Annotated in this window: 20 protein-coding genes and 3 pseudogenes; 14 read left to right on the forward strand and 9 right to left on the reverse strand. The window is 75.7% G+C overall.

What is annotated here, in order from left to right:
* The first annotated feature begins 187 nt into the window (after positions 1–187).
* The 3 genes from ACRYR9_RS02885 to ACRYR9_RS02895 all read left to right on the forward strand — a co-directional run bounded on the left by ACRYR9_RS02885 (position 188) and on the right by ACRYR9_RS02895 (position 3,667).
* Positions 188–2,083 carry a glycoside hydrolase family 2 protein gene (locus tag ACRYR9_RS02885; RefSeq protein WP_432492077.1) on the forward strand — a complete coding sequence of 632 codons (1,896 nt, stop codon included), beginning with the start codon at positions 188–190 and terminating at the stop codon, positions 2,081–2,083.
* A gap of 10 nt (positions 2,084–2,093) precedes the next feature.
* Positions 2,094–3,146, forward strand: coding sequence for an aldo/keto reductase (locus ACRYR9_RS02890; RefSeq protein ID WP_432492075.1), 1,053 nt, complete (start codon positions 2,094–2,096; stop codon positions 3,144–3,146).
* A 128-nt stretch (positions 3,147–3,274) separates the two neighbouring features.
* Positions 3,275–3,667, forward strand: coding sequence for an ANTAR domain-containing protein (locus ACRYR9_RS02895; protein ID WP_432492073.1), 393 nt, complete (start codon positions 3,275–3,277; stop codon positions 3,665–3,667).
* Positions 3,668–3,703: 36 nt separating this feature from the next.
* Here ACRYR9_RS02895 and ACRYR9_RS02900 read toward each other — a convergent pair.
* Both ACRYR9_RS02900 and ACRYR9_RS02905 read right to left on the reverse strand, forming a co-directional pair.
* Positions 3,704–5,551: pseudogene (locus tag ACRYR9_RS02900) on the reverse strand (GGDEF domain-containing protein); the annotation flags it as partial.
* Between the two features lie 64 nt (positions 5,552–5,615).
* A complete protein-coding gene (locus ACRYR9_RS02905; protein WP_432492071.1) occupies positions 5,616–6,392 on the reverse strand; it encodes an endonuclease/exonuclease/phosphatase family protein in 777 nt (258 codons plus the stop codon).
* 36 nt (positions 6,393–6,428) lie between these two features.
* On the opposite strand from ACRYR9_RS02905, the gene ACRYR9_RS02910 reads away from it, so the two are divergent.
* Together ACRYR9_RS02910 and ACRYR9_RS02915 are read left to right on the forward strand one after the other, a co-directional pair.
* A complete protein-coding gene (locus tag ACRYR9_RS02910) occupies positions 6,429–7,046 on the forward strand; it encodes a nucleotidyltransferase (protein WP_432492069.1) in 618 nt (205 codons plus the stop codon).
* A 119-nt stretch (positions 7,047–7,165) separates the two neighbouring features.
* Positions 7,166–7,879, forward strand: a pseudogene (locus ACRYR9_RS02915) (sigma-70 family RNA polymerase sigma factor); the annotation flags it as partial.
* Between the two features lie 92 nt (positions 7,880–7,971).
* Here the strand turns inward: ACRYR9_RS02915 and ACRYR9_RS02920 are convergent.
* From ACRYR9_RS02920 to ACRYR9_RS02930, 3 genes are read right to left on the reverse strand one after another with little or no spacing between them, the layout of a single operon-like run.
* Entirely contained in the window at positions 7,972–9,036 is a 1,065-nt protein-coding gene (locus tag ACRYR9_RS02920) for an NAD-dependent epimerase/dehydratase family protein (protein ID WP_432492067.1), read from the reverse strand.
* Position 9,037: 1 nt separating this feature from the next.
* On the reverse strand, positions 9,038–10,432 hold the full coding sequence (locus ACRYR9_RS02925; RefSeq protein ID WP_432492065.1) for a cytochrome P450: 1,395 nt from the start codon (positions 10,430–10,432) through the stop codon (positions 9,038–9,040).
* Positions 10,433–10,490: 58 nt separating this feature from the next.
* Positions 10,491–11,225: a GAF and ANTAR domain-containing protein gene (locus tag ACRYR9_RS02930; RefSeq protein WP_432492063.1), complete on the reverse strand. Its 735-nt coding sequence runs from the start codon at positions 11,223–11,225 to the stop codon at positions 10,491–10,493.
* 140 nt (positions 11,226–11,365) lie between these two features.
* On the opposite strand from ACRYR9_RS02930, the gene ACRYR9_RS02935 reads away from it, so the two are divergent.
* Positions 11,366–12,250 (forward strand): Rieske (2Fe-2S) protein, encoded by an 885-nt coding sequence (locus ACRYR9_RS02935; protein WP_432492061.1) that lies wholly within the window; start codon positions 11,366–11,368, stop codon positions 12,248–12,250.
* 33 nt (positions 12,251–12,283) lie between these two features.
* Here the strand turns inward: ACRYR9_RS02935 and ACRYR9_RS02940 are convergent, their stop codons facing one another.
* Complete coding sequence (locus ACRYR9_RS02940) at positions 12,284–12,550, reverse strand: hypothetical protein (protein ID WP_432492059.1); 267 nt, start codon at positions 12,548–12,550, stop codon at positions 12,284–12,286.
* A gap of 218 nt (positions 12,551–12,768) precedes the next feature.
* Between ACRYR9_RS02940 and ACRYR9_RS02945 the strand changes: the two genes are divergently transcribed.
* Positions 12,769–13,404 carry a biliverdin-producing heme oxygenase gene (locus tag ACRYR9_RS02945; protein ID WP_432492057.1) on the forward strand — a complete coding sequence of 212 codons (636 nt, stop codon included), beginning with the start codon at positions 12,769–12,771 and terminating at the stop codon, positions 13,402–13,404.
* A complete protein-coding gene (locus ACRYR9_RS02950; protein WP_432492055.1) occupies positions 13,401–15,728 on the forward strand; it encodes a SpoIIE family protein phosphatase in 2,328 nt (775 codons plus the stop codon). The genes ACRYR9_RS02945 and ACRYR9_RS02950 overlap by 4 nt, the downstream gene beginning before the upstream one ends.
* Positions 15,729–15,751: 23 nt before the next feature.
* Here ACRYR9_RS02950 and ACRYR9_RS02955 read toward each other — a convergent pair whose 3' ends face one another.
* Together ACRYR9_RS02955 and ACRYR9_RS02960 are read right to left on the reverse strand one after the other, a co-directional pair.
* Positions 15,752–16,159 carry an arsenate-mycothiol transferase ArsC gene (locus ACRYR9_RS02955; RefSeq protein ID WP_432492053.1) on the reverse strand — a complete coding sequence of 136 codons (408 nt, stop codon included), beginning with the start codon at positions 16,157–16,159 and terminating at the stop codon, positions 15,752–15,754.
* Between the two features lie 23 nt (positions 16,160–16,182).
* A complete protein-coding gene (locus ACRYR9_RS02960) occupies positions 16,183–16,590 on the reverse strand; it encodes a metalloregulator ArsR/SmtB family transcription factor (protein WP_432492051.1) in 408 nt (135 codons plus the stop codon).
* Between the two features lie 76 nt (positions 16,591–16,666).
* Between ACRYR9_RS02960 and arsB the strand changes: the two genes are divergently transcribed.
* The 3 genes from arsB to ACRYR9_RS02975 are packed head-to-tail and all read left to right on the forward strand — an operon-like array spanning position 16,667 to position 19,773.
* Complete coding sequence (arsB, locus tag ACRYR9_RS02965; protein WP_432492049.1) at positions 16,667–17,770, forward strand: ACR3 family arsenite efflux transporter; 1,104 nt, start codon at positions 16,667–16,669, stop codon at positions 17,768–17,770.
* 13 nt (positions 17,771–17,783) lie between these two features.
* Positions 17,784–19,247, forward strand: coding sequence for an FAD-dependent oxidoreductase (locus ACRYR9_RS02970; protein ID WP_432492047.1), 1,464 nt, complete (start codon positions 17,784–17,786; stop codon positions 19,245–19,247).
* Positions 19,237–19,773, forward strand: coding sequence for an arsenate-mycothiol transferase ArsC (locus tag ACRYR9_RS02975; RefSeq protein WP_432492045.1), 537 nt, complete (start codon positions 19,237–19,239; stop codon positions 19,771–19,773). Before ACRYR9_RS02970 ends, ACRYR9_RS02975 begins: the two co-directional genes overlap by 11 nt.
* Here the strand turns inward: ACRYR9_RS02975 and ACRYR9_RS02980 are convergent.
* Positions 19,770–20,888, reverse strand: a complete 1,119-nt coding sequence (locus tag ACRYR9_RS02980) for an acyltransferase family protein (RefSeq protein WP_432492043.1) — start codon at positions 20,886–20,888, stop codon at positions 19,770–19,772. The genes ACRYR9_RS02975 and ACRYR9_RS02980 overlap by 4 nt on opposite strands.
* A gap of 386 nt (positions 20,889–21,274) precedes the next feature.
* Between ACRYR9_RS02980 and ACRYR9_RS02985 the strand changes: the two are divergent.
* The 3 genes and pseudogenes from ACRYR9_RS02985 to ACRYR9_RS02995 all read left to right on the forward strand — a co-directional run.
* Positions 21,275–21,673 (forward strand): annotated as a pseudogene (locus tag ACRYR9_RS02985) (SulP family inorganic anion transporter); the annotation flags it as partial.
* Positions 21,674–21,917: 244 nt separating this feature from the next.
* Complete coding sequence (locus ACRYR9_RS02990) at positions 21,918–22,301, forward strand: SdpI family protein (RefSeq protein ID WP_432492041.1); 384 nt, start codon at positions 21,918–21,920, stop codon at positions 22,299–22,301.
* Between the two features lie 153 nt (positions 22,302–22,454).
* Positions 22,455–23,105 carry an MOSC domain-containing protein gene (locus ACRYR9_RS02995; RefSeq protein ID WP_432492039.1) on the forward strand — a complete coding sequence of 217 codons (651 nt, stop codon included), beginning with the start codon at positions 22,455–22,457 and terminating at the stop codon, positions 23,103–23,105.
* Positions 23,106–23,125 lie beyond the last annotated feature (20 nt).

Below are 23,125 nucleotides of genomic sequence, written 5' to 3' on the forward strand. Positions count from 1 at the left end.
CCGTGGTGCAGGTGGAGAACTGGTCACGCCGTCCGTCCCTCGACCGGGCGGGGACTCCGATGTCCCCGCTGGTGCTGCCGGACGCTAGCACCGACCTGCAACGATGTCAGGGCTCCGGGGGGTGTTGCCCGAACCGTGACGGCGGCGGCATGCTGCCCGTGATCCAGCCCTCGACGAGGAGGCACCCGTGCCCCAGGCACCCGGCCCGACCGACCACCCCCGGGACGTCCCCCGGCCCGAGCACCCGCGGCCCTCCGTGCGCCGCCCGGACTGGCTCTGCCTGAACGGCCGCTGGGAGTTCGAGGTGGACGCCGGCGACTCCGGTCTGGAGCGCGGCCTGCTGGAGCGGCCGCTCACCGGCACGATCACCGTGCCGTTCGCCCCGGAGTCGGAACTGTCGGGGGTGCGGGTCACGGACTTCCTGCCGGCCGTCTGGTACCGCCGCGAGGTCGAGCTGCCGGCGCAGTGGGCGGGGCGGCGCACGCTGCTGCACTTCGGTGCCGTCGACCACGACGCGACCGTGTGGGTGGACGGCGAGGAACTGGCCCGCCACCGCGGCGGGTTCACCCCCTTCACGGTCGACCTCGGGCACCGCAGCGGCCGGGTGAGCGTCGTGGTCCGCGCCCGCGACAGCCGGTGGGGCCCGCAGGCGCGCGGCAAGCAGTCCACCCGCTACGACGCCTACGAGTGCTTCTACACCCGCACCACCGGCATCTGGCAGACGGTGTGGCTCGAACCGGTGCCCGACGTCTCCCTCGCGCGGCCGCGGATCACCCCGGACGTCGCCGGCTGCGCGCTCCACCTGGAGCAGCCGCTGCGCCGATCCGGCACCGGCAGCGCCGGGGACCGCGCCGGCTGGACGCTGCGCGCCACCGTCTCCGATGCGGACGGCGAGGTGCTCACCGCCACCGTGCGCGCCGACCTGGACCTGTCCCCGCGCCTGGTGCTGGCCCTGCCCGAGGACCGGGTCCGGCTGTGGGAACCGCGGGACCCGCACCTGTACGACGTGCGCATCGCGCTGCTGGACGCGGGCGGCGCCGAGGTCGACGCGGTGGACACCTACGCGGGCCTGCGCTCGGTGTCCATCGACGGCGAGGCGGTGCTGCTCAACGGCCGTCCGGTGTTCCAGCGCCTGGTGCTGGACCAGGGCTACTGGCCCGACGGGCTGATGACCGCACCCAGCGACGAGGCGCTGGTGCGCGACATCGAGCTGTCGCTGGCCGCCGGCTTCAACGGCGCCCGGCTGCACCAGAAGGTCTTCGAGGAGCGGTTCCTCTTCCACGCCGACCGCCTCGGGTACCTGTGCTGGGGGGAGTTCGGCGACTGGGGTGCCGCCGAGCGCGGCACCGAGCTGGACCGCGAGTTCCAGCGGCCCACCGCGTCCTTCGTCACGCAGTGGCTCGAGGCCCTCGAGCGCGACCACTCGCACCCCTCGCTCATCGGCTGGTGCGGGCTGAACGAGACCTACCAGCGCCTCACCGACAGGATCACCGTGCTGGACGACGTCACCCGGGCGATGTTCCTCGCGGCGAAGGCGATGGACACCTCCCGCCCCGTCCTGGACGCCTCCGGGTACTCGCACCGGGTCGCCGAGTCCGACGTGTGGGACAGCCACGACTACACCCAGGACCCCGCGGAGTTCGCCCGGGAGGTCGGCGGCCTGGCGCAGGGCGCCCCGCACACCAACCGCGGCCCCGACGGCCAGGAGTGGTCGCTGCCCTACGGCGGTCAGCCGTGGTTCTGCAGCGAGTTCGGCGGCATCTGGTGGCGCCCGGACGCCGAGGCCAGCGACTCCTCCGTGGACCGCGGTGCGGAGTCGTCCTGGGGCTACGGGCAGGCGCCGCGCAGCGAGGAGGAGTTCCACGAGCGCTTCGCCGGGCTGACCGGCGTCCTCCTGGGCGACCCGCTGATGTTCGGCTACTGCTACACGCAGCTCACCGACGTCTTCCAGGAGCAGAACGGCGTCTACTCCTTCGACCGCTCGCAGAAGCTGGACGTCGACCGGGTCCGTGCCGCGCAGCAGCGCCCCGCCGCGATCGAGGAGGCGTGGCGGGCGCGAGCGCAGCGGGAGGGGCGCGCGTAGGGTCGCGGGCATGGAGCACCGTCGACTCGGACGGTCGGGGCTGCGCGTCTCGACGATCACCATGGGCACGATGACGTTCGGTGGGCAGGGCGCCTTCGCGAACGTCGGGAACACCGACGTGGCGCAGGCCCGCCGCCAGGTGGACATCGCGCTCGAGGCGGGGGTGAACCTCTTCGACACCGCGGACATCTACTCCGACGGCGTCAGCGAGGAGATCCTCGGCGAGGTGCTGCAGGGCCGGCGCGACGACGTCCTCGTCGCCACCAAGGCCCGCATGGTCACCGGCCCGGGCCCCAACGACGGCGGCGCCTCCCGCCACCACCTGGTGCGCTCGGTGGAGCGCAGCCTGCGCCGGCTGCGCACCGAGCACGTCGACCTGTTCCAGATCCACGAGTGGGACGGTCAGACACCGCTGGAGGAGACGCTGGAGGCGCTGGACACCCTGGTGCGCAGCGGCAAGGTGCGCTACGTCGGTGCCTCCAACCACTCCGGCTGGCAGCTGATGAAGGCCCTGGCCGTCGCCGACGCCCGCGGGTACCAGCGCTACGTGTCCCAGCAGATCCACTACACGCTGCAGGCCCGCGACGCCGAGGACGAGCTCGTCCCGCTGACGCTGGACCAGGACCTCGGCATCCTCGTGTGGAGCCCGCTGGCCGGCGGGCTGCTGTCGGGCAAGTACCGCCGCGACCGCTCGGCGCCGGAGGGCTCGCGGCACCTGACCGAGTGGAGCGAGCCGCCCGTGCACGACGAGGGCAAGCTGTACGACGTCGTGGAGGTCCTCGTCGAGGTCGGCGAGGCGCACGGCGTCTCCGCCGCGCAGGTGGCGCTGGCCTGGCTGCTGGGCCGGCCCGGTGTGACCTCCCTGGTGATCGGCGCGCGCACCGAGGAGCAGTTGCGCGACGACCTGGCCGCGGCCGACCTGGTGCTCGCCGACGACGAGCGCCGCCGCCTGGACGAGGTCAGCGCGGTGCCGCTGCGCTACCCGCACTGGCACCAGGCGGCCACCGCGAAGGACCGGCTGTCCGCGGCGGACCTGTCGCTGCTGGGGCCGCACCTCGGCTGAGGGGCCGCGGACCACCGCGCCCGTCACTGTGCGCGACGTCTAGGATGCGGACAGGCGCGTGGCCCAGACCTCGCCGTGCGCCGGCCCGGCGCGGACGTGTGCCCGGGAGACGTCGTACGGAGGTCCCCATGCAGGACAGCGCGCTGCCGCGCGAGCACCGCACCGAGCCCGCGGCCCCGCCCCGGGCCGAACTCGCGCCGGAGCGCCCCGGGGAGCACGCCGAGGTCGAGCAGCTGCGCACCGAGGTCGAGCAGCTGCGCGTCGCCCTGACCCGCCGGCCCGTCATCGACATGGCCAAGGGGGCGGTCATGGCGGTGGCCCGCTGCGACGAGGACACCGCCTTCCAGCAGCTGTCACGGGTCTCGCAGGCGCACAACGTCAAGCTGTTCGACCTGGCCACCGCGCTCCTGCAGGACCTGCCCGCCAGCGCCACCGGCGTCCCGCCCCGCGAACCGCGGCCCACCCCCACCACGGTGCGGGACCCGCGCGAGCTCGTCGCCCGGCTCTGGACGCGCGTGTAGGTCCGCCCCGGGCGCGGCCGGCGCCGCGACGACCGTGGTGTTCCGGCCCGCGTGCTTGCCGCGGTACAGCGCCTCGTCGGCGCGCGCCAGCACCTCGGCCGCCGACGCGCCCGGCACCCACTGGGCCACTCCCACGGTCGCGCTCTGCCCGCGCGGCACCACCGCGCGGATCCGGTCGGCCACCTGCACCGCCTCCGCGGCGGTGCACCCGGGCAGGGCCAGCACGAACTCCTCCCCGCCCCAGCGGGCCAGCGTGTCCACCTCCCGCAGGCAGGAACCCGCCAGGTCGGCGAACTCGCGCAGCAGCGCGTCGCCCTCCAGGTGGCCGAACGTGTCGTTGTAGCGCTTGAAGTGGTCCAGGTCGATGAGCGCGAACGTCAGCGGGACCGCCGTGCGCTGGGCCCGGGCGATCTCCCGCGGCGCCGTCTCGTCCCAGCGGCGGCGGTTCGCCAGACCGGTCAGGGCGTCGCGTTCCGCGGCCCGTGCCAGCCGCGCCAGCAGGTCCGCGCGCTCCACCGCGTGGGCCGCCTCCCCGGCGAACGTGCGCAGCAGGGCGGCCAGCCCCGCCGGCAGCACCGCCACGCGCCGGTGCCACACCACGCTGAGCACGCCGATCGGCTCGTCGTCGCGCAGCAGCACCGGCTGCCACACCGCCGAGGCCGCGCGCGCCGAGCGCGCCAGCCCCTGGTCGGTGCCCGGGTCCGCGGCGACGTCGGGCGCGAAGACCTGCTCGCCGTCCAGGAAGGCCGTCGCGGTCAGGCCGGTGCGGGCGGTGACGTCCACGCGGGTGGTCGGCGCGATGGCCGCCCCCGCCGTCGCGGTGGGCACCAGGACGCCGGGCCCGTCCGGCTGCAGCAGGTACACGGCGTCCGCGCCCGCCAGGTCGCGCACCGCCTCGCACACCGCCTCGCGCGGGTCCTCGGCCGTGGCCACCGCGCGCGAGGCCCGCGCCAGGGCCTCGACCTGCTCGGCGTGCTCGGCCAGCTGCGCGTGCGCCTCGGCCAGCGCCGCCTCGCGGGCGCGGGCGGCCGTCACGTCGTGCATCGCCAGCACCGCGCCCAGCAGGTTGCCGGTCGCGGTGCTCATCGTGCGGGCCGTGCACAGCACCGTGCGGGCGGGGCGCCCGAACGGCACCACCACCACCTCGGCGTCCACGACCTCCTCCCCGCGCAGCGCGCGCTGCAGGGGGGAGTCCTCCGCGGTGAGCAGGGTGCGCCCGTCCGCCTGGTAGAGGCCGTAGTGGGCCGGCTGGTCCTCGGGGTCCAGGTCGTCCCGGACCGGCTGCCCGAGCCAGTCGATGGCCGTGTCGTTGCCCAGCTGCAGCCGGCCGTCGGGGTCGGCGACGAGGATGCCCACGTCCACCGTGGCCAGCACCGCCTCGGTCAGCTCCCGGCGCTGCTCGACCTCCGCCATGACCAGCTCCGCCAGCGTGCGCTGCTCCTCGGCGTCCAGCGCGTCGCGGGACGTCCCGGCGCCGGTCCGCCGCTCCAGCGCCGGCACCAGCAGCAGCGCCACGTCCTCCAGGCGGGCCAGGGTCGCCGTGTCCGGGTGCGCGCCGTGCAGGCACAGGGCACCCAGCGGCGCCCCCCACGTCCCCACCACCGGCACGCGCGCGCACGTGCAGGACGCACCGGGCTCCAGCGCGCACGGCTCGTCCCCGGTCAGCAGCTCGACGTCCCGGCGGGGCAGCCCCGCCACGGCGGCCACCAGGCGGACGGCCGCCACGACCTCGGGGTCCAGCGCCGGGTCCAGCGCCGGGTCCAGCGCCGGGTCCAGGCCCGGGGCGTGCTCGGGGAGGTGCCCGGAGGCAGGTGCGAGCGCGCTGTCCGTGCTGGTGCTCACGTCACCCTCCGTCTCCGCTGCCCATCGGCGTCCTGGCTCCATCGGCGCTCGCGGGCGGGGGGTTGAGCGCTCCCGCGCGATCGGGCCCCGCGGTGCTCGCGGGCCCTCAGCCCAGGTCCACCGTCAGCGCCAGGTGGTCCGACAGCGGCAGGCGCCGGGCCCCGGCGCCGCGCACGCGCAGCGGACGGGCGCCGTCACCACCCACCAGCACGTGGTCCAGCTGGCGCTGCGGGTCGTGCGCGGGGAAGGTGTCGGCCCGCACCAGCGAGCGCATCCCGGTGCTGCGCCGCACCGCCTCCGCCTCCAGGTTGAGGTCCCCCATGAGCACCACCGGGGCGGGGCAGCGGCGCAGCGTGCGCACCAGGCGCCGCAGCTGCCAGGTGTTCCAGCCGGGGATGAACGACAGGTGGGTGCCGGCCACCGTCAGGCAGCGCCCCGTCGCGGGGTCCTCCACGACGGCGACGACCGCCACCCGCGGTTCGTCGCGCACCAGCTCCGGGCGGCGCCGGCCGGGGAAGACCACCGGCACCGTGCACGGCACCGACGGCAGCCGCACCACCTCCCACGAGCGCACCGGCAGCCGCGACAGCAGGGCGATGCCGTAGGCGGCCTCGTCGGGCTGCTCCGCCCCGGTGGCCGCCATCCACGTCGCCCCGGGTGTTCCCGACAGCGCCGCGACGAACCGGTGCTCGCCGGCGCCCAGCGCCCCGGCGGCCACCGCCGTCAGGTCCGCGCGCGCCGAGCGCTCCTGCGAGCGGTCCACCTCCTGCAGGGCCACCACGTCCGCGTCGAGGGAGGCGATCGCGTCCGCGTAGCGGGCGACGTCCACCCGGTCGTCCTCGAGGGATCTGCCGTGCAGGATGTTGAAGGTCGCCACTCGCACCCCTCCAGGGTGCGCCACGAGGGCAGGGGAGGCACGGTGGAGAACGCGGGCAGCCACGGCGTCGGGGACGGGGAGGTGGACGCGGGCGTCAACGCGACCGCCACGACGATCGAGCAGCGGCGCACCGCGCTGGTGCGGGTCGCCGCGGAGCTCAAGCGCGCCGGGGTCCCGTTCGCCCTGGCCGGCGGGTACGCGGCGTGGGTGCACGGTGCTCCCGAACCCGTCCACGACGTCGACTTCGACCTGCGCGCCGGCGACGCCGAGCGCGTGCGCGAGCACTTCCGCGGCGCCGGGTTCGAGGTGCTCAGCCCGCCGGAGGACTGGCTGTTCAAGGTCCTCAGCGACGGGGTGGAGGTCGACCTGCTGCACCGCGGCGGCGGCGTGCCGGTCGACGACGACCTGTTCTCGCGCGCCGGCCGGCACGAGGTGCTGTCGGTGGAGATGCCCGTGATCGGCGCGACCGACGTCGTGGTGCACAAGCTGTGCGCGTTCGACGAGCACACCTGCGACTTCGCGCCGGGCCTGCGGGTGGTGCGCAGCATCCGCGAGGCCGTCGACTGGGACGAGGTGCGCGAGCGGGTGCGCGGGCGCCCCTTCGCACAGGCGTTCGTGCACCTGCTCGAACTGCTGGAGGTCGTGCCGGCCGGTTCCTGAGCCCTGCGCGCGGACCCCTCCCGGCTGCGGTTGCCGACCGGGGGTGTCGGTGCTCGACTGTGGCCCGCGGGTGCAGCAGATCGCCTGGCCACCGAGCACGAACAGATGCGGAGGGTTCCGTGACCGCTCTAGTTCCCGACGTCGACGTTGCCGCGGCAGCGTCGATCGAGACCACCACCTGGGCCGTCGAGGACCTGGTCGTGGAGCACCTGGACCTGGCGCGGGGGCTGGCCTCGCGCTACCGCAACCGCGGCGAGTCCTGGGACGACCTCGTGCAGGTCGCGTTCCTGGGCCTGGTCAAGGCCGCCCGGGGTTACCACCCCGGCGCCGGCGCCTCGTTCGCCGCGTACGCGACCCCGACGATCACCGGTGAGATCCGCCGGCACTTCCGCGACCACGGCTGGGACGTCCGCCCGCCGCGGCGCCTGCAGGAACTGCGGTCCCGGTTGCGCTCGGTGGAACGGGAGATGGAGCAGGAGAACGCGGCCGGGGCCGACGAGGAGGCCCTGGCCCACCGGCTGGGGACCTCCGTGCACGAGGTCCGCGAGGCCCGGTGCGCGGCGGCGGCCTACTCCGCGGTGTCCCTGGACGCACGGCTGGGCGCCGACGACGACACGACCGTCGGCGACACCCTGGTGGCCTCCGGCGACGCGGTCTCCGTGGTGGACGACCTCGCCTCCCTCGGCCCGGCGCTGGCGGAACTGCCCGACCGGGACCGCCGCATCCTGGCGCTGCGGTTCTTCGCCGACGCCACCCAGTCCCAGATCGCCGCGGAACTGGGCATCAGCCAGATGCAGGTCTCCCGGCTGCTCTCCGCGGTGCTGCGGCGGTTGCGCGAGGCGCTGACCGCCGAGCCGTCCGCCGGGCGCACCGACGAGGCCCGGGTGAGCCCCGCGCCGGTGCCGGTCCGTCCCGCGGCGGTGCGTCACGTCCCCACCCGCGAACCCGGTGCCACCGTCGAGCGGCTGCGCAGGGCCGGCGAGGCCGTTCCGGCGTGCTCGCGCATCCCGGCCAGCAGTTCGGCGAGCACGTCCGCCGCCGCGTGACGCGGCTGCCAGCCCAGTTCCGTGCGGGCGCGGTTCGTGTCCATCAGCGGCACCGACAGCGCCAGGTCGAACCAGCCGGGCTGCACGGGGTGGATCCGCGCGTGGTAGCTGGCGACCACGGCTGCGCGGGCCACCCCGTGCGGCACGGCGACGAGGTGGCGGGCCCCCAGGGCGCGGGCGATGTCGCGCCCGCCGAGCACGGGTTCGTCGGCGAGGTTGAAGGCGCCGCCGGCGCGCTGCTCCAGGATCCGCACGAGGCCGTCGGCGAGGTCGTCGGCGTGGATCAGCTGCAGGCGCAACCCCTTCGGCAGGGGCAGCACCGGTAGGGGCACCCGGCCCAGCGCGCGCGCCGGAACGAGGGCACCGGCGAAGTAGCGGGCGATCTCGCTGGCGGAGTCGCGCTGGAACACCAGGGCCGGGCGCACGCGCGTGACGGTGAGGTCCGGCGCGTCGGGTTCCACGACGTCCAGGTGGGCCTCGACGGCGACCTTCTCCCGCGAGTACTGGTGGGTCGGCACCCCGGTCACCGGCCAGCGCTCGTCGACGCGGTGGTCGTCGGCGGGGCGGGGGGAGTAGGCCCCGATGGAGGACAGGTGCACCAGGTGGGGGACGCCCTCCTCGCGCACGGCCCGCACCACGGCGCGGCTGCCGCCGAGGTCCACGCGGGACAGTTCCGCGGGCTCGCGGGCGGGCTGGATGAGCCAGGCGGCGTGCACGACGGCGTCCGCCCCGCGCACCGCCTCGCGCAGTTCCCCGTAGCGGGCCGGGTCGGCGACGTCCAGGGACGTCCAGCGCGCGATCCCGTACGGGTGGGTGCCCGCCGGGGGCAGCCGCCGCGCGATCCCGACCACGTCGTGCCCGGCCCCCTCGGCGTTGCGCTCGGCGAGGCGCCGCAGCAGGGCGGTGCCGACGCTGCCGCTGGCTCCGGTGATGACGATGCGCACGTCAGTGCTCCTCCCCGGGCGCCGCGGCGACCCGTGTTCCTGTCGCCGTGGCGACCCGTGTGACGACGAACCCGCTGGCCGGGCGCGAGGGCACCGGCCGGGCGGGCATCCGCAGGTCCTGCGGCGGGACGAGCAGTTCCAGCCCGCAGAGCACCTCGACGGCCTGCGCCAGCAGCCGCACGGTGGCGCTCTCGCCGGGGCAGCGGTGGCCGGTGCGCGCGTCACCGCCGCCCTGCGGGACGAAACCCTGCGAGGCCGGGCACAGACCGGCGCCCTCGAAGCGGGTGGGGTCGAACTCCTCGGGGGACGGCCAGGCGTGCGGGTCCCGGTGGGTGCCGACCACGTCCAGGACGATCCGGTCGCCGGCGCGCAGGCGGTGCCCGGCGACCTCGGCGTCGCGGCGCAGCCGGGTGGCCAGCGCGGGCACGAACGGGTACCGCCGGCGCACCTCGTGGGCGACGGCCACCGCGGTGTCCGAGGCGTCCGGCCCGCCGGTGCGGGCGGCGGCCACGGCGTGCCGCCAGCGCGGCTCCCCGTGCAGCGCCACCGCCGCCTGCGCCACCAGCCAGGCCACGGCGACCGTGGGGCGCAGGACGTTGAGCAGCTCCACCGCCGCGGTCCGCTCGTCCAGCGGCCGCCCGTGCGGGTCGCGGTGCGCGGCGACCAGCGCCAGCGCGCTGCCGGCCGGTGCCGGGCGGCGCCCCGCGCGCGCGTCCCGCACGGCCTGCGCGGCCCACCGCTCGCAGCGGCGCCGCGCCCGCGCGGCGCGCAGGAACCGGGGGCCGGCCGAGCCGAACCCGTCGACGATCGCGGCCAGGTCCGCGGCGCGGGCGGTGTCCGTCGCCTCGCCCGCACCCGCGCCGGACCAGCGCAGCACCGCGCGGCCCAGGACGGCGACGGCCTCGTCGAAGACGACGACGCGGTCCCGGCCCGGCCAGCGGTGCACCACCCGGTCCCACTCCTGCGCAGCGGCGGCCACGAGCCCGTCGACGCGCTCGGGGGTCAGCGCGGTGGTGAACAGGTCCTTGCGCACCCGGTGCTCGGCGTCGTCCAGGCCGTGCACGGCTCCGCGGCCGAACAGCACGTCGCTCAGCGCGCCCGGCACCGCGCCGCGCCGGGCGACCAGGGAGCTGTCGTAGAAGGTGCGCACGCCCTGCGCGCCGCGCACCACCACCGCCGGGCGGCCCAGCAGGCGCGAGCGCACCGCAGCGCCGGCGGGTGCCCCGGGGGCGGGACGCAGCGGGGGCAGCCCGTCGAAGCCCCGCAGCAGCAGCGTCAGCAGCAGGTCGGGGGTGCGAGTGCGGGTCCCGCCGCGGGCGCCGGGGACCGCGCCGGGCACCGCGGGCGTGGCGGCGCCGCCCGTGCCGCCCCGGGGTGGGGCCGTGGTGGTGCTCATGCCGCCCTGGTACCCACCCCGCTGCGGTCCATGCGCCGCTCGTGCCGGGACGAGGCCCTCACCCGGTGGCGCCCACCCCCGGCAGGCCCTGCTCGGGGGCACCCTCCACCACGTCCCGGGCCACGTCGTGCAGCCGCCGGCGCTGCGAGCGCGCCGCCGCGCGCAGCTGCGCGAACGCCTCCTCGGGGGAGACGCGGTGCCGCTCGGCCAGCACGCCCTTGGCCTGCTCCAGCACCACCCGGCTGTCCAGCGCCCGCTGCAGCTGCTCCTGCACCCGCTGGCCCGCCGCCACCCGTTCGAGCTGGGTGATGCCCACCGCGCCCAGCGACGCCATGACCCGCACCACGGCCAGCTCCCCCGGGTCCAGCGGCCCCTCGCGGCCCTGGAACAACCCCAGCGCCCCGATCGTGCGCCCCGCCACGACCAGCGGCTGCGCGTGCACCGCCACCACTCCCCGGCGCTCGGCGACCGGCGCCAGCTCCGGCCAGCGGTGCCGCAGCTGCGCGGCGTCGGGGCACTGCACGACGGCGCCGGTGCGGTGGGCGTCGACGCAGGGACCCTGACGGGCCTCGAGCTGGAACAGCTCCAGGGCTTCGGCGCCGTCGCTGGTGGAGGCCAGCAGCTGCAGGTGCCCGTGCGCGTCCTGCACGAGCAGCCCCACCTCGCCGGCGGCCAGCAGGTCGCGGCAGTGGCGCACCAGCCCGTCGGCCAGTTCCAGCGGCTCGTCGTGGGCCGCGAGCAGCCCGGCCACGTCGTCCACCGCCGCCACGACCGCTCCCGCGCGCACCGGCACCGAGGGCCTCCCGTCGTCGTGTCGTCCGTCCCGAGGTCCCGCACCGCGGGAACCGCACCAGCGCCCGAGCCTGCCACCGGGCCCGGCGGGGCGCGAGGTCCCGAGGTGCCGAGCGCCGCCGGCAGCGGTAGGCAGGGGGCATGAGCCTGATCGGCACCCTCTTCGACGCGCCGTCCCGGCTGACCGCCCTGGACCCGCTGGCCGCGCGCGCCGGCGCCGTCGCCGACCGCCTGCTGCCCTCGGGGCGGGTGCGCGGCTGGCTGCACGGGCGCCCCTTCGGCCACCCGGCGCACCCGGCGATGGCGCAGCTGCCGGTCGGCACGTCGGTGTCGGCGCTGCTGCTGGACGTGGCCGCCGCGGTGCTGCCCGGGGGGAAGGCGCTGCACGCTCCGGCGCGGGGCCTGAGCGCCGTGGCGCTGGCGTCGGCGGTGCCGACGGCCGTGGCCGGCTGGGCCGACTACACGGGCCTGCACGTGGACCAGCAGCGCACCGCGCTCGTGCACGCCACGGGCAACGCCGTGGCGGTGGCCTGCTGGGGCGCCTCGCTGGTGGCGGGCCGGCGCGCTGCGCTGCTGCGCAGCGCCGGGACCCTGGCCGCCGGTGCGGCCGGTGCCCTGGGCGGGCACCTGGCGTACCGGTGGGCCGCCGGGCCGAACCACGCCGAGCACCTGCCGCACCTGGCCGGTGACGGCTCGCCCGTGGACATCGGTGCGCTGGAGGACCTGCCGGACGGGCGGCTGACCCGGCGCTCGGTCGGGGACGCCCCGGTGTGCGTGCTGCGCCGCGGCTCGTCGGTGCGCGCCCTGACGGACACGTGCACGCACCTGGGCGCGGGTCTGCACGGCGGCGAGGTGCGCGAGGGCGCGGACGGGCCCGAGGTCGTCTGCCCCTGGCACGGCAGCGCGTTCCGCTTCGACGACGGCCGCGTGGTCGGCGGGCCGGCCACCGCCCCGCAGCCCACGGTGGACGTGCGGGTCGTCGACGGGCGCGTGCTGGCCCGGGTGGACGCCCCGCCGCGGTCCTGACGCGGTTCCGGTGCGGCGGGGCGCGGGAGGGGCTCAGCCCAGGAAGATCGCCGGGTCCGGGCCGCTGCGGCGCAACCGCACGCGACCCGGTCGCAGCGCACCCTCGAGGGAGCGCACCAGTTGCGCGTTGCGCGCCAGGTCCTCGTCGGGGGCGTGCCGGGCGAGGAGCGCCAGGCGCTGGCCGTAGGCCTCGCGCAGGGCGCCGAGGGGACCGGGGTCCCGCACGTCGACGACGCGGGGGTCGCCCGCTGCGTCGAGGGCGGGAACCCGGCGGGCGGGGTTCGTGCTGAGGGTTTCCACGGGAACTCCGATGTCCGCCGGTCGAGCGGCCGTGGTGGACCGCACCGGGCCCGGGCCGGGCCCGAACTCCGATGGCACCACGGGCGCCGCCGCGCGGCAACCGCGCGCGTGGCGCGGCCGGGGCTGCCGGGGGTGTCGCGGGCAGCGGTGACGGGCGAGGCGTGAAGGGTTACGGTCGAGGGGAAGAACGGCGAGCGCCGTTCGGGGAGAGCGGTGACGTGACGACGGACGGCGTGGCCGGTGCGGTGCGTTCCCGCGGCCGGGTGGCGGGCGGGGCGCTGGCCCGGGTTCGCAACGCCACCGCGCGCCAGCACGAGGAGCTGGACGGCGGCCTGGACGTGCTGAACCGGCCCTGGGGAGCGGACGTGCACCGGCGCTGGCTGGAACTGACCCTCGGCCTGCTCGAACCCCTGGAGCGGGGACTGGCCCGCTGGGCGGTGGCCGACCCCGGCGTGCTGGACGTCGCCGAACGGGCCCGCGCGGGCATGGTCCGCGACGACCTGCGCGTGCTGGGCGCGCTGCCGGGGGAGATCGCCGCCGTCCCGTCGTGCCCGGGCGTGCCGGTGGTCGCGAGCCGGGCCCAGGCGCTGGGCGTCTGCTACGTGCTGGACGGCTCCACCCTGGGGGGCAAGCTGATCCGGGCATCCCTGGTGGCCTCCGGCGTCCCGGAGGAGGCCTGCACCTCCCTGGTCGGGCGGCCGGGGGCAGGCCGGCGCTGGCGCGGCACCGCGGCCGCGGTCGAGGCGCTCGGGCGGCCGGGCGACCCGGAGGTGGAGGCGATGGCCGCCACCGCCGTGGACACCTTCGCGGCCTACCGGCGCTGGCTGGCGCCGCTGGCGCACCGAGCCGCGTGAACCGCCGCCCCGCCGGCCGGGCGGCCGAACCCCTCGAGCACCCCCTCGCGGAACCCCTCGCCGGTCCCGCCGCCGATCCCGAGGTGGACCCGTACGTGCCCGCCTACGGCCGGGTCGACCTGACGAACTGCGACACCGAGCCCATCCACGTGCCCGGTGCGGTGCAGCCGCACGGGTTCCTGCTGGCGGTGGACCGCGGCACGCACGAGGTCGTCGTGGCCTCGGCCAGCACCTCGGCGCTGCTGGGGCGCGAGGCCACCGGGCTGCTGGGGCTCCCCCTGCGTGACGTGCTGGGCCCCCGCCTGGCCGGCGAGGTGCTGGCGCTGAACGCCGCCGACCAGGTCAGCGAGCCCCTGCACACCACGGCGGACCTCGCCTCCGGGCCGGGCGCCGAGGTCGACGTGGTGCTGCACGTGTCGGGGGAGCGGCTGGTCGTCGAGGTCGAGCCGGTGGGGTCCTCCCCGGGTTTCTCGCCGGTGTCGTACCGCTCGACGCGGGCGGCGGTCGGGCGCCTGACCGAGGCGCCCTCGGTCGAGGAGCTCGTGCAGCAGCTGGCCCACGAGGTGCGCACCCTGACCGGCTTCGACCGCGTGATGGTGTACCGCTTCGACACGCGGTGGAACGGCGAGGTCGTCGCCGAGGACCGCCGCGACGACCTGAACCCCTTCCGGGGGCTGCACTACCCGGCGTCCGACATCCCCGTGCAGGCGCGCCGGCTGTACGAGGTGAACTGGACGCGCCTGATCGCGGACGTCGACTACGTCCCGGCGCGCCTGCACCCGGTGCTCGACCCCGGCACGGGTGCGCCGCTGGACCTGTCGCACTCGGTGCTGCGCAGCGTCTCGCCGATCCACGTCGAGTACCTGAGGAACATGGGCGTCGGCGCCTCCATGTCGGTCTCGCTCGTGCTGGACGGGCGGTTGTGGGGGCTCATCGCGTGCCACCACTACTCCGGCCCGCACCGGCCCAGCTACGACGCGCGCTCGGCGGCGGAGTTCCTGGGGCAGACCGCCTCGCAGCTCATCGCCAGCCGGGAACGCTCCGACGAGCGCGAGGACGCCCTGCACGCGCAGGACCTCCTGGCCGCCCTCGTCACCGGCACCACCGGTTCCGGCGGGGACCCGTTCGCGAACCTCCTGGCCGACCGGCGGCTGCTGGACCTGCTCGGCGCGAGCGGTGCGGCGCTGGCCGACGGGGGACGGCTGGTGACCCTGGGGACGGTCCCCGACCCGGCGGTCCTGCGGCGGATCTCCGCGCTGCTGGCCCGCGGTGACGGCGCCCCCACCTTCACCGACCACCTCGCCTCCCTGGACCCGGAGCTGTCCGCCGTCGAGCGGGTGGCCTCGGGGGCGCTGCGCGTGGGGCTGGGCGCGGACCGCTGGCTGCTGTGGGTGCGCCCGGAGCAGCAGGAGGTCGTCGACTGGGGCGGCGACCCGCGCAACAAGGAGATCGCGGCGGCGGAGGGCCCCGGTGTCCGGTTGAGCCCTCGCAAGTCGTTCGAGAAGTGGCGCGAGGTGGTGCGCGGGCGCAGCGTGGCGTGGGAGCGCTGGCAGGCGATCGCCGCGGACCGGCTGCGCAGCCAGCTCACCAGCCTGGTGCTGGGCCGGGTCCGCGACCAGATCGCGGTGGCCGAGTCCCTGCAGCGCGCGGTCGTGCTGGAGCAGCCGCCGCACCTGCCGGGCCTGGACGTGCTGGCCCGCTACCGCCCGGCCAGCGGCAGCCAGCTCGGCGGCGACTGGTGGGACGCGCTGGAGCTGCCGGGCGGGCGGGTGGCCGTGGTGGTGGGGGACCTCTCCGGCCACGGCGTGCACGCGGCCGCGGCGATGGCGCAGCTGCGCACCGCCTCGCGGGCGTACCTGCTGGAGGGGCACGGGCCCGCCGCCGCGCTGGACCGCCTCGACGCCCTGGCGGGCTCGGTGATCAGCGAGCACATGGCCACGGCCGTCATCGCGGTGCTGGACCCCGCCACCGGCACCGGCCACCTGGCCAGCGCCGGTCACCCCCCGCCGCTGCTGCTGCACCGCGGCGGCGCCTCGCTGCTGCCGGTGACGCCGCGCCCGCTGCTGGGGGTGGCCACCGGCCGGGCCGAGGACGCCGCCGTGCGCATCCCGGACGGCGGGGTGCTGGTGCTGTACAGCGACGGCCTGGTGGAGCGCCGCGGAGCTTCGCTGGACGACACCATCGAGCAGTTGCGCGGCGCCGCGGAGCGCTCGGCGGACGCGCCGCTGGCGGAGCTGGCCGACTCCCTCATGACGGTCGTGCCGGGTGCGGAGGGCGACGACACGACCCTGCTGCTGGTGCGCTGCACGCCGGCCACCAGGTAGCGGCGCGCACCGGGAGGCGGGGGTCAGGCGGTCAGCCGCCGGGCCAGGTCCTCGACGCGGGCCGCGATGTCGTCGCGGACCAGGCGCATCCGCTCAGCGCCCTCGATGCCCCGGGTGGAGGGCTCGTCGGTCTCCCACACCTCGACGGGCGTGCCGCCGAGCGGTTCGACGCGGGCCTCGCCGCCGAGGACGACGACGAGGTCGGCGTCGCGGACCATCTCGTCGGTCAGCTGCCTCGGCTGCTCGCCGGAGATGTCGACGCCGACCTCGCGCAGGCTCTCCACCGACTGCGCGTTCAGGGCGGTGCCGGCGCTGGTGCCGGCGGAGTCGACCCGGACGGCGTCGCCGGCGGTTTCACGCATCAGGCCGGCGGCCATCTGGGACTTGCCGCCGTTCTTGACGCAGACGAACAGGACTCGGGGGGTGCTCACGGTTCCGGGGCTCCTCGGGAGGGTCAGCTGACGGGCTTCGCGGAGGTGGACAGGACGGCGGCCAGGGCGTCGAGCGCCTCGGGGACCACGGCGAAGTAGGCCCACACCCCGCGCTTGTCGCGGGTGAGCAGGCCGGCTTCGACGAGGACCTTCAGGTGGTGCGAGACGGTGGGCTGGCTGAGCCCCAGCGGCTCGATCAGGTCGCACACGCACGCCTCGCCGCCCTCGTGCGCCGCCACCAGGGAGAGCAGCCGCAGGCGCGCGGGGTCGGCGATCGCCTTGAGGGTGCGGGCCAGCGCCGCGGCGGTCTCGGCGCTGAGCGGCTCGCGGGTCAGCGGCGCGCAGCACGCGGCGCTCTCCGACGCGCCGGCCGGCGGGACGAGGGGCGGGGTCGTGGTGGGCACGGCCCCAGTGTGGCACCGGACATTCATCGATGTCGATATTGACAGCCGCAGGTCCCCCTGTCAGGGTCGGTCATCGACAGACGTCGATGGAAGGACCTGCCTGATGAGCGACCTGGTCGCCGAGAACCCCCGTGGTGGCACCGAGACCCCGGTGCTGGCGCGCCTGTCGGTGCTGGACCGCTTCCTGCCCGTGTGGATCATCGCGGCCATGGCGCTCGGGCTCGCCCTGGGGCGCGTCGTGCCCGGCCTGGCCGACGCGCTGAGCGCGGTGGAGGTCGGCTCGGTGAGCCTGCCCATCGCGATCGGGCTGCTGCTGATGATGTACCCGGTGCTGGCGAAGGTCCGGTACAGCGAGACCGGGCGCATCGCCGCCGACCGCAGGCTCATGGTGGCCTCGCTGGTGCTGAACTGGCTGGTGGGCCCGGCGCTGATGTTCGCCCTGGCCTGGCTGCTGCTGCCGGACCAGCCCGAGCACCGCACCGGCCTCGTGATCGTCGGGCTGGCCCGGTGCATCGCGATGGTCCTGATCTGGAACGACCTGTCCTGCGGGGACCGCGAGGCCGCCGCCGTGCTGGTGGCGATCAACTCGGTGTTCCAGATCCTCGCCTTCGCCGCCCTCGGCTGGTTCTACCTGCAGGTGCTGCCGGGCTGGATGGGCCTGCCCACCACCAGCGCGGAGTTCTCCGTCGGCGCCATCGTCGTCTCGGTGCTCGTGTTCCTCGGCATCCCCCTGGTGGCGGGTTTCCTCACCCGCACCCTGGGGGAGCGGGCCAGGGGCCGCGCCTGGTACGAGGAGCGCTTCCTGCCGAGGATCGGGCCGATCGCCCTGTACGGGCTGCTGTTCACCATCGTCATGCTCTTCGCGCTGCAGGGCGAGGCCATCACCTCCCAGCCCGGCGACGTCGCGCGCATCGCGCTGCCGCTGCTGGCCTACTTCGTGCTGATGTTCACCGGCTCCTTCGTGCTCGGCAGGGCGATCGGGCTGAGCTACGCGAAGACCTCCACGCTGTCCTTCACCGCCACCGGCAACAACTTCGAGCTGGCCATCGCCGTGGCCATCGGCACCTTCGGCGTCACCTCCGGGCAGGCGCTGGCCGGTGTCGTCGGCCCGCTCATCGAGGTTCCGGTCCTCGTCGCCTTCGTCTACGTGGCGTTGTGGGCCGGGCGCCGCTTCTTCCCCGGCGACCCCACCGTCCCCGCCCGCTGAGGAGGCGCGTCCCGTGACGAACCCCACGACCGCTCAACCGCCCGTCGTCGTCATCGGCGCCGGCCCCGTCGGCCTGGCCGCCGCCGCGCACCTGCTCGAGCGCGGCCTCGAACCCCTGGTGCTCGAAGCCGGCGGGCAGATCGGCGCCGCGATCCGCCAGTGGCGGCACGTCCGGCTGTTCTCGCCCTGGCGCCACGACGTCGACGCCGCCGCGGCCCGGCTGCTGGAACCCACCGGCTGGCAGCACCCGAACCCGACCGGTCTGCCCACCGGTGCCGATCTCGTCGAGCAGTACCTGGAACCCCTGGCTGCCACCGGGCAGCTCGCGCCGCGCATCCGCACCGGCTCCCGCGTCCTCGCCGTCAGCCGCGCGGGGCTGGACAAGACCCGCAGCGCCGGCCGTGACGAGCGCCCGTTCCTGGTGCGGGTGCGCAGCACCGACGAGCAGGGTCGCACGAGCATCGTCGACCACCACGCCCGCGCCGTGATCGACGCCTCCGGCACGTGGGAGCAGCGCAACCCCCTGGGCGTCTCCGGGCTGCCCGCGCTCGGTGAGGACGAGGCGGCGCCGTTCCTGGCCGGTCCGCTGCCGGACGTGCTGGGCGCCGAGCGCGACCGCTTCGCCGGCCGCCGCGTGCTCGTCGTCGGCGCGGGGCACTCCGCGACCAACAGCCTGCTGCACCTCGTCGCCCTCGCCCAGGACGAACCCTCGACCCGGATCCTCTGGGCGGTGCGCGGCGCCTCGGTGCAGCGCACCTTCGGCGGCGGGGACCTGGACGGGCTGCCCGCCCGCGGGGCCCTCGGCGCCCGGCTGCGCGAGGCCGTGGAGTCCGGGCGCATCGAGCTGCACACCGAGGTCACCATCAGCGCCCTGGAACCCCGCGGTGACGAGGTCGTCGTGGTGGCGAAGACCCCGGCCGGGGAACAGCGCCTGGCCGTCGACGTCATCGCCGCGGCCACCGGCTTCCGTCCCGAGCTGGGGGTGCTGCGCGAGCTGCGCCTGGACCTGGACCCCGGTGTGGAGGCCCCGGCCCGCCTCGCGCCGATGATCGACCCGGAGTTCCACTCCTGCGGCACCGTGCCCCCGCACGGCGCCGACGTCCTGGCCCACCCCGAGACCGGGTTCTTCATCGCCGGGGTAAAGAGCTACGGGCGCGCACCGACGTTCCTGCTGGCCACCGGCTACGAGCAGGTGCGCTCCATCGCCGCGCACCTCGCGGGCGACGCCGAAGCGGCCGCGGACGTGCAGCTGGACCTGCCCGAGACGGGTGTCTGCTCGACCTCCACCCCGGCGGTCGCCGCTGACGGGAGCGTGGAGGTCGACGAGGGTTCGGGTGGCTCGTGCTGCAGCAGCACCGGTTCCCCGGTGTCCACGCCTCAGCCGGTCGGCATCGGCCCCGGCGCAGGGCTCGGCTTCTCGACCGGCTTCCTGCACGGCCGCTCCGGCGAGGCGGTCCAGTCCCCGGGTGCCTGCTGAGGCGCCCGGCCCGCCACCCGCCGAGCAGGTCGACCCCGTCGCCGTGCAGGCGACGGCCGAGGTCGGCATCGACACCACCGGCGAACAGCCGAGGATCTTCACGCCCGAGGCGGTGCAAGCCTCCGACGCCGTCATCACCACGGGGTGCGCAGACACCTGCCCGCTCCACCCGGGCAAGCGCTACGGGGACTGGGAGCCGACCGACCCCGCCGGGCAGGGCATCGAGGTCGTGCGCCAGGTGCGCGACGTGATCCGCGTCCGCGTCGAGGCGCTGCTGCACGTCGTCGATCACATCCTGCAGCCCGGTGCGACCGGCGGGTGGCCCGGCCGGTGCGGCACCGTCGCCGGGCCTGCCGTCCGGTGCGAGAGCCGCACGCGTTCGGCGAGCTCACCGACCTGCAGCCAGCCCTCCTGCCCGCTGTGCCGGGTGCCTGCTCGACGCTGCGGGGTCGTCGAAGCTGGCTCGCCGGTGCGGTCACCGGTGGAGACGTCGCCGGGATCTGCAGCGCTCACCCGCCCAGCCTAGGAGCGGGGGGTCTTGCGCCTGCCAGCGCCGGGACGGAGGCGGGCCGTCAGAGCTGTTGCGCGCGGCAGGGGGAACTGCACCCAGGCGGCGTCCTTGGCCCGCAGCGCGGGTGCCTCCACCAGCAGCCAGGAGGCGGTGGCGGCCGCGGCGGCGATCAGCAGGCCCAGCGCGGTGAAGGCGGGCACGCCGAGCACGCCGGCGCCGGCCAGGGACAGCAGCAGGTAGACGGGCCAGTGGTAGACGTAGAGCCCGTAGGAGAGGTCCCAGCGCAGGCGCGGGCGCAGCGGCAGGCGCACCACCGCCCACAGCAGCAGGTAGGCGAAGGCGGGCCCGGCCAGGGCGCGGTGATCGGGCAGCAGGTGCAGCCCGGCGGCGACCAGCACCAGGCTCGCGCCCGCCAGGGCAGTGCTGACGGGCACGCGCTCGGCGAAGAGGAACGCGGCCGAGCCGAGCAGGAAGACGAAGAGCAGGCGCAGCACCAGCGGTGAGCCGACGTCCACCCCGGCCGCGCCGGCGATCGTCGCCGCCCACAGCAGCGCGCACAGGGCGGCGAGCACCCAGCGCCGGCGGTGCAGGAGGCCGAGCACGCCCAGGGCGGCCACGGCGCCGTAGCACAGCGCCTCATAGAACAGGCTCCACAACGACCCGTCCAGGGACGGATCGCCCGCGTCGGCCGGGTTGCCCACGCCGTCGACGCCGAGCTGGTTGATGCGCAGCAGCGCGTTGGAGGTGACGTAGCTGAGCGCGGTGTCCTCCCCGGTGAGCACCGAGGTCGCCGGGCGCCCGGACAGGAGCGCGGCCAGCGGTGCCACCACGCCGGCGACGAGGAGCAGGCACACCCAGAACCCGGGCATGATCCGCAAGAAGCGGTGCCAGGCGTAGCGCCGCAGCGAGCCCAGGCGCAGGTAGCTGCGGGCCACGAGGAAGCCGCTGAGGACGAAGAAGCCGTCCACGGCCAGGTCCCCCAGGTACGCCGAGCCCCACACCGGTTGCCACCCGAAGCCGAGCAGGGTGGCGTGGGTGAGGGCCACGACGACGGCCAGGGCCAGGCGCAGAACGTCCAGGGCGTTGCCGCGCGGGTCGAAGGCCTCGGCCAGCGAGGGCCGTGGCCGCACCGCACCGCGGCGTGGACGCGGCGATCGGCCCACCTGCGCCTGCGCCCCCGCGGCAGGTGGCGCGCCGACGGCACCGCAAGCCTCGTGGGAATCCTCGTGAGCGCTGGTCACATCTCCCCCTGCGGTGCCCTGTCGAGCCTGCTCGTCCCCCGCGCAGGACAGTACCCTCACGCAACGGCAGTGTTGGTCGGCGAGGGTGCGCCGTCATCCGCCAGGCAGGGGCGGGTCGACCCCGTGGGCGCAACCTCGACGTCACGTCGGGGTTGCGCGTGCTGGTCCGGTTCGGCCGTCGAGGTGCCCGCGTGGCGCTCCGGTCCGCAGCGGACCTCCCCGAGGACGAACCAGCGCAGCGCCGCGTCCTGGTGCGGACGAGGAGGCAACACCCAGGCGGGCGCCCGGCGATGATCTCCGCGGCCACCGGTGCGGTGGCGCTGGTCATCGCCCCCCTGGTGCGCGAGCACGGGCTGGACCACCTCATCGCCGCCGTGATCCTGGCCGGCGTCTTCCAGGTGGTCCTCGGGCTGCTCGGGGTGGCGCGCCTGATGCGGTTCATCCCGCGCAGCGTCGTGGTCGGCTTCGTCAACGCCCTGGCCATCCTCATCTTCACCGCCCAGCTGCCGCACCTGCGCGACGTGCCGTGGGTCGTCTACGCGATGGTGGCCGTCGGCATCGCCGTCATGGTGTTCCTGCCGAGGCTGTTCTTCCCGAACGTGCCGATGACGTGCACGACGCTGCGGACCATCGCCCCCTGCACCTTCGCCGTGGCGCTGGTCGGGCTGATGGAATTGTGATGTCTCAGGACATCGGTGACAGTTCTGCATCAGGACATCGGTGACAGTCGCAGAGCTGAGTCGGCGTCGACCGCCCGCGACAGCGCGCACACCGCGGGATGACCGTGCGTGCGGCCCGTCCTGCGACCAGCACCTCCGACACGTCGCGAAGCGGGCGCACAGGGTGGGTGAGTGCGGACGGTCACCACCTGGCTGCCAAGCTGAGGGTGTTGATCACCCAGCGTTGAGAGGTGCGAGCGTGCCGGTAGGGGCTGTCATCTCGGCCGTGTGGGGCTTGGCGGTGCTCGCAGTGCTGCTGGTGGTCATGGCCAGGGCTGTCCACTCCGGCGGGCTGGAGCGCAACTCCCTGATGGGCGTGCGCACCAGGGCGACCACGCACTGCGACGAGTGCTGGCGGGTCGGGCACCGAGCCGCGCAGCCGGGGCTGCGCCGGGCCGGCTGGGTCGCGGCGGTGGCTGCGGTGGTGGGCGTGGTGCTGGCCGTGGTGGGCTCTGGACGCTCGTGGGGTGAGGTGGTGACCCTGACGGCCTTCGGTGCCGGCTACGCCGGGGTGGTGGCGGTGCTGCTGCACGTCACGGTCGTGGCTGGTCGAGCCGCGCGTGCGGTGCACCCGCGCCGTTGACGACTTGCTCTTCGATGAGAGCGCGATGTCTGCGGGATGACCGTGAAGTCGTGCGCCGCCATCCGTGTCATGAGCGAGCACTGCTTCAAGGTGCTCGCGGGCGCGGCGGGAAAGTCGCTGTCCGCTCGACGCGGCAGCTCCTAGGGTGGCCGCGTGGCCGTCATCCTGAGCGTCAACGTCGGCCAGCGGCGGCCCATCGCGGCGAAGTCGGGGACCAGCGGCATCGACAAGCGGCCGGTAGCCGGCTCGGTAGCGGTACGGGCGCCCGGCCCCAAGGGGGAAGGCGGTAGCGGCCTGGCAGGTGATCACATCAGCGACACCGCCAACCACGGTGGCGACCACCAGGCCGTTTACGCCTACGCTCGCGAGGACTTGGACCTGTGGGAGGACGAACTGGGCCGTCCGCTGCCCAACGGCACCTTCGGGGAGAACCTCACCACCTCGGGGCTGGCCGTCAACGACGCGGTCATCGGCGAACGTTGGTCCATCGGTGAGGTGGTCCTACAGGTCTCCTGCCCACGGATCCCGTGTGTGACGTTCGCGGTGTGGTTGGGAGAGCAGCGGTGGTTGCCGCGCTTCACCCGAGCACGTGTTCCCGGGGCCTACCTGAGGGTGCTGGCGCCGGGAACGCTCAGCGCCGGTACGCGGATCGAGGTCTTGGACGTGCCAGCGCACGGGGTGAGCGTGGCCACGGCGTTCGCCGCGTTCACCACGCAGCCGGATCTGCTGCCGCTGCTGAGCAACGTCCCGCAACTGCCGCCGGAGGATGCCGAAGCGGTCGCTCGCCGCCTCGGTCAGCGCTGAGAGGCGCCAGGTGAGCAGTC

The organism is Kineococcus auxinigenes (assembly GCF_050871525.1).
Taxonomy (GTDB): Bacteria; Actinomycetota; Actinomycetes; order Actinomycetales; family Kineococcaceae; genus Kineococcus.

Excerpts from the sequence above, each read along its gene's own strand:
- ACRYR9_RS02890 (WP_432492075.1), top strand. The coding sequence starts at position 2,094 with ATGGAGCACCGTCGACTCGGACGGTCGGGGCTGCGCGTCTCGACGATC.
- ACRYR9_RS02895 (WP_432492073.1), top strand. The coding sequence starts at position 3,275 with ATGCAGGACAGCGCGCTGCCGCGCGAGCACCGCACCGAGCCCGCGGCC.
- ACRYR9_RS02925 (WP_432492065.1), bottom strand. The coding sequence starts at position 10,432 with ATGAGCACCACCACGGCCCCACCCCGGGGCGGCACGGGCGGCGCCGCC.
- ACRYR9_RS02935 (WP_432492061.1), top strand. The coding sequence starts at position 11,366 with ATGAGCCTGATCGGCACCCTCTTCGACGCGCCGTCCCGGCTGACCGCC.
- ACRYR9_RS02960 (WP_432492051.1), bottom strand. The coding sequence starts at position 16,590 with ATGAATGTCCGGTGCCACACTGGGGCCGTGCCCACCACGACCCCGCCC.
- arsB (WP_432492049.1), top strand. The coding sequence starts at position 16,667 with ATGAGCGACCTGGTCGCCGAGAACCCCCGTGGTGGCACCGAGACCCCG.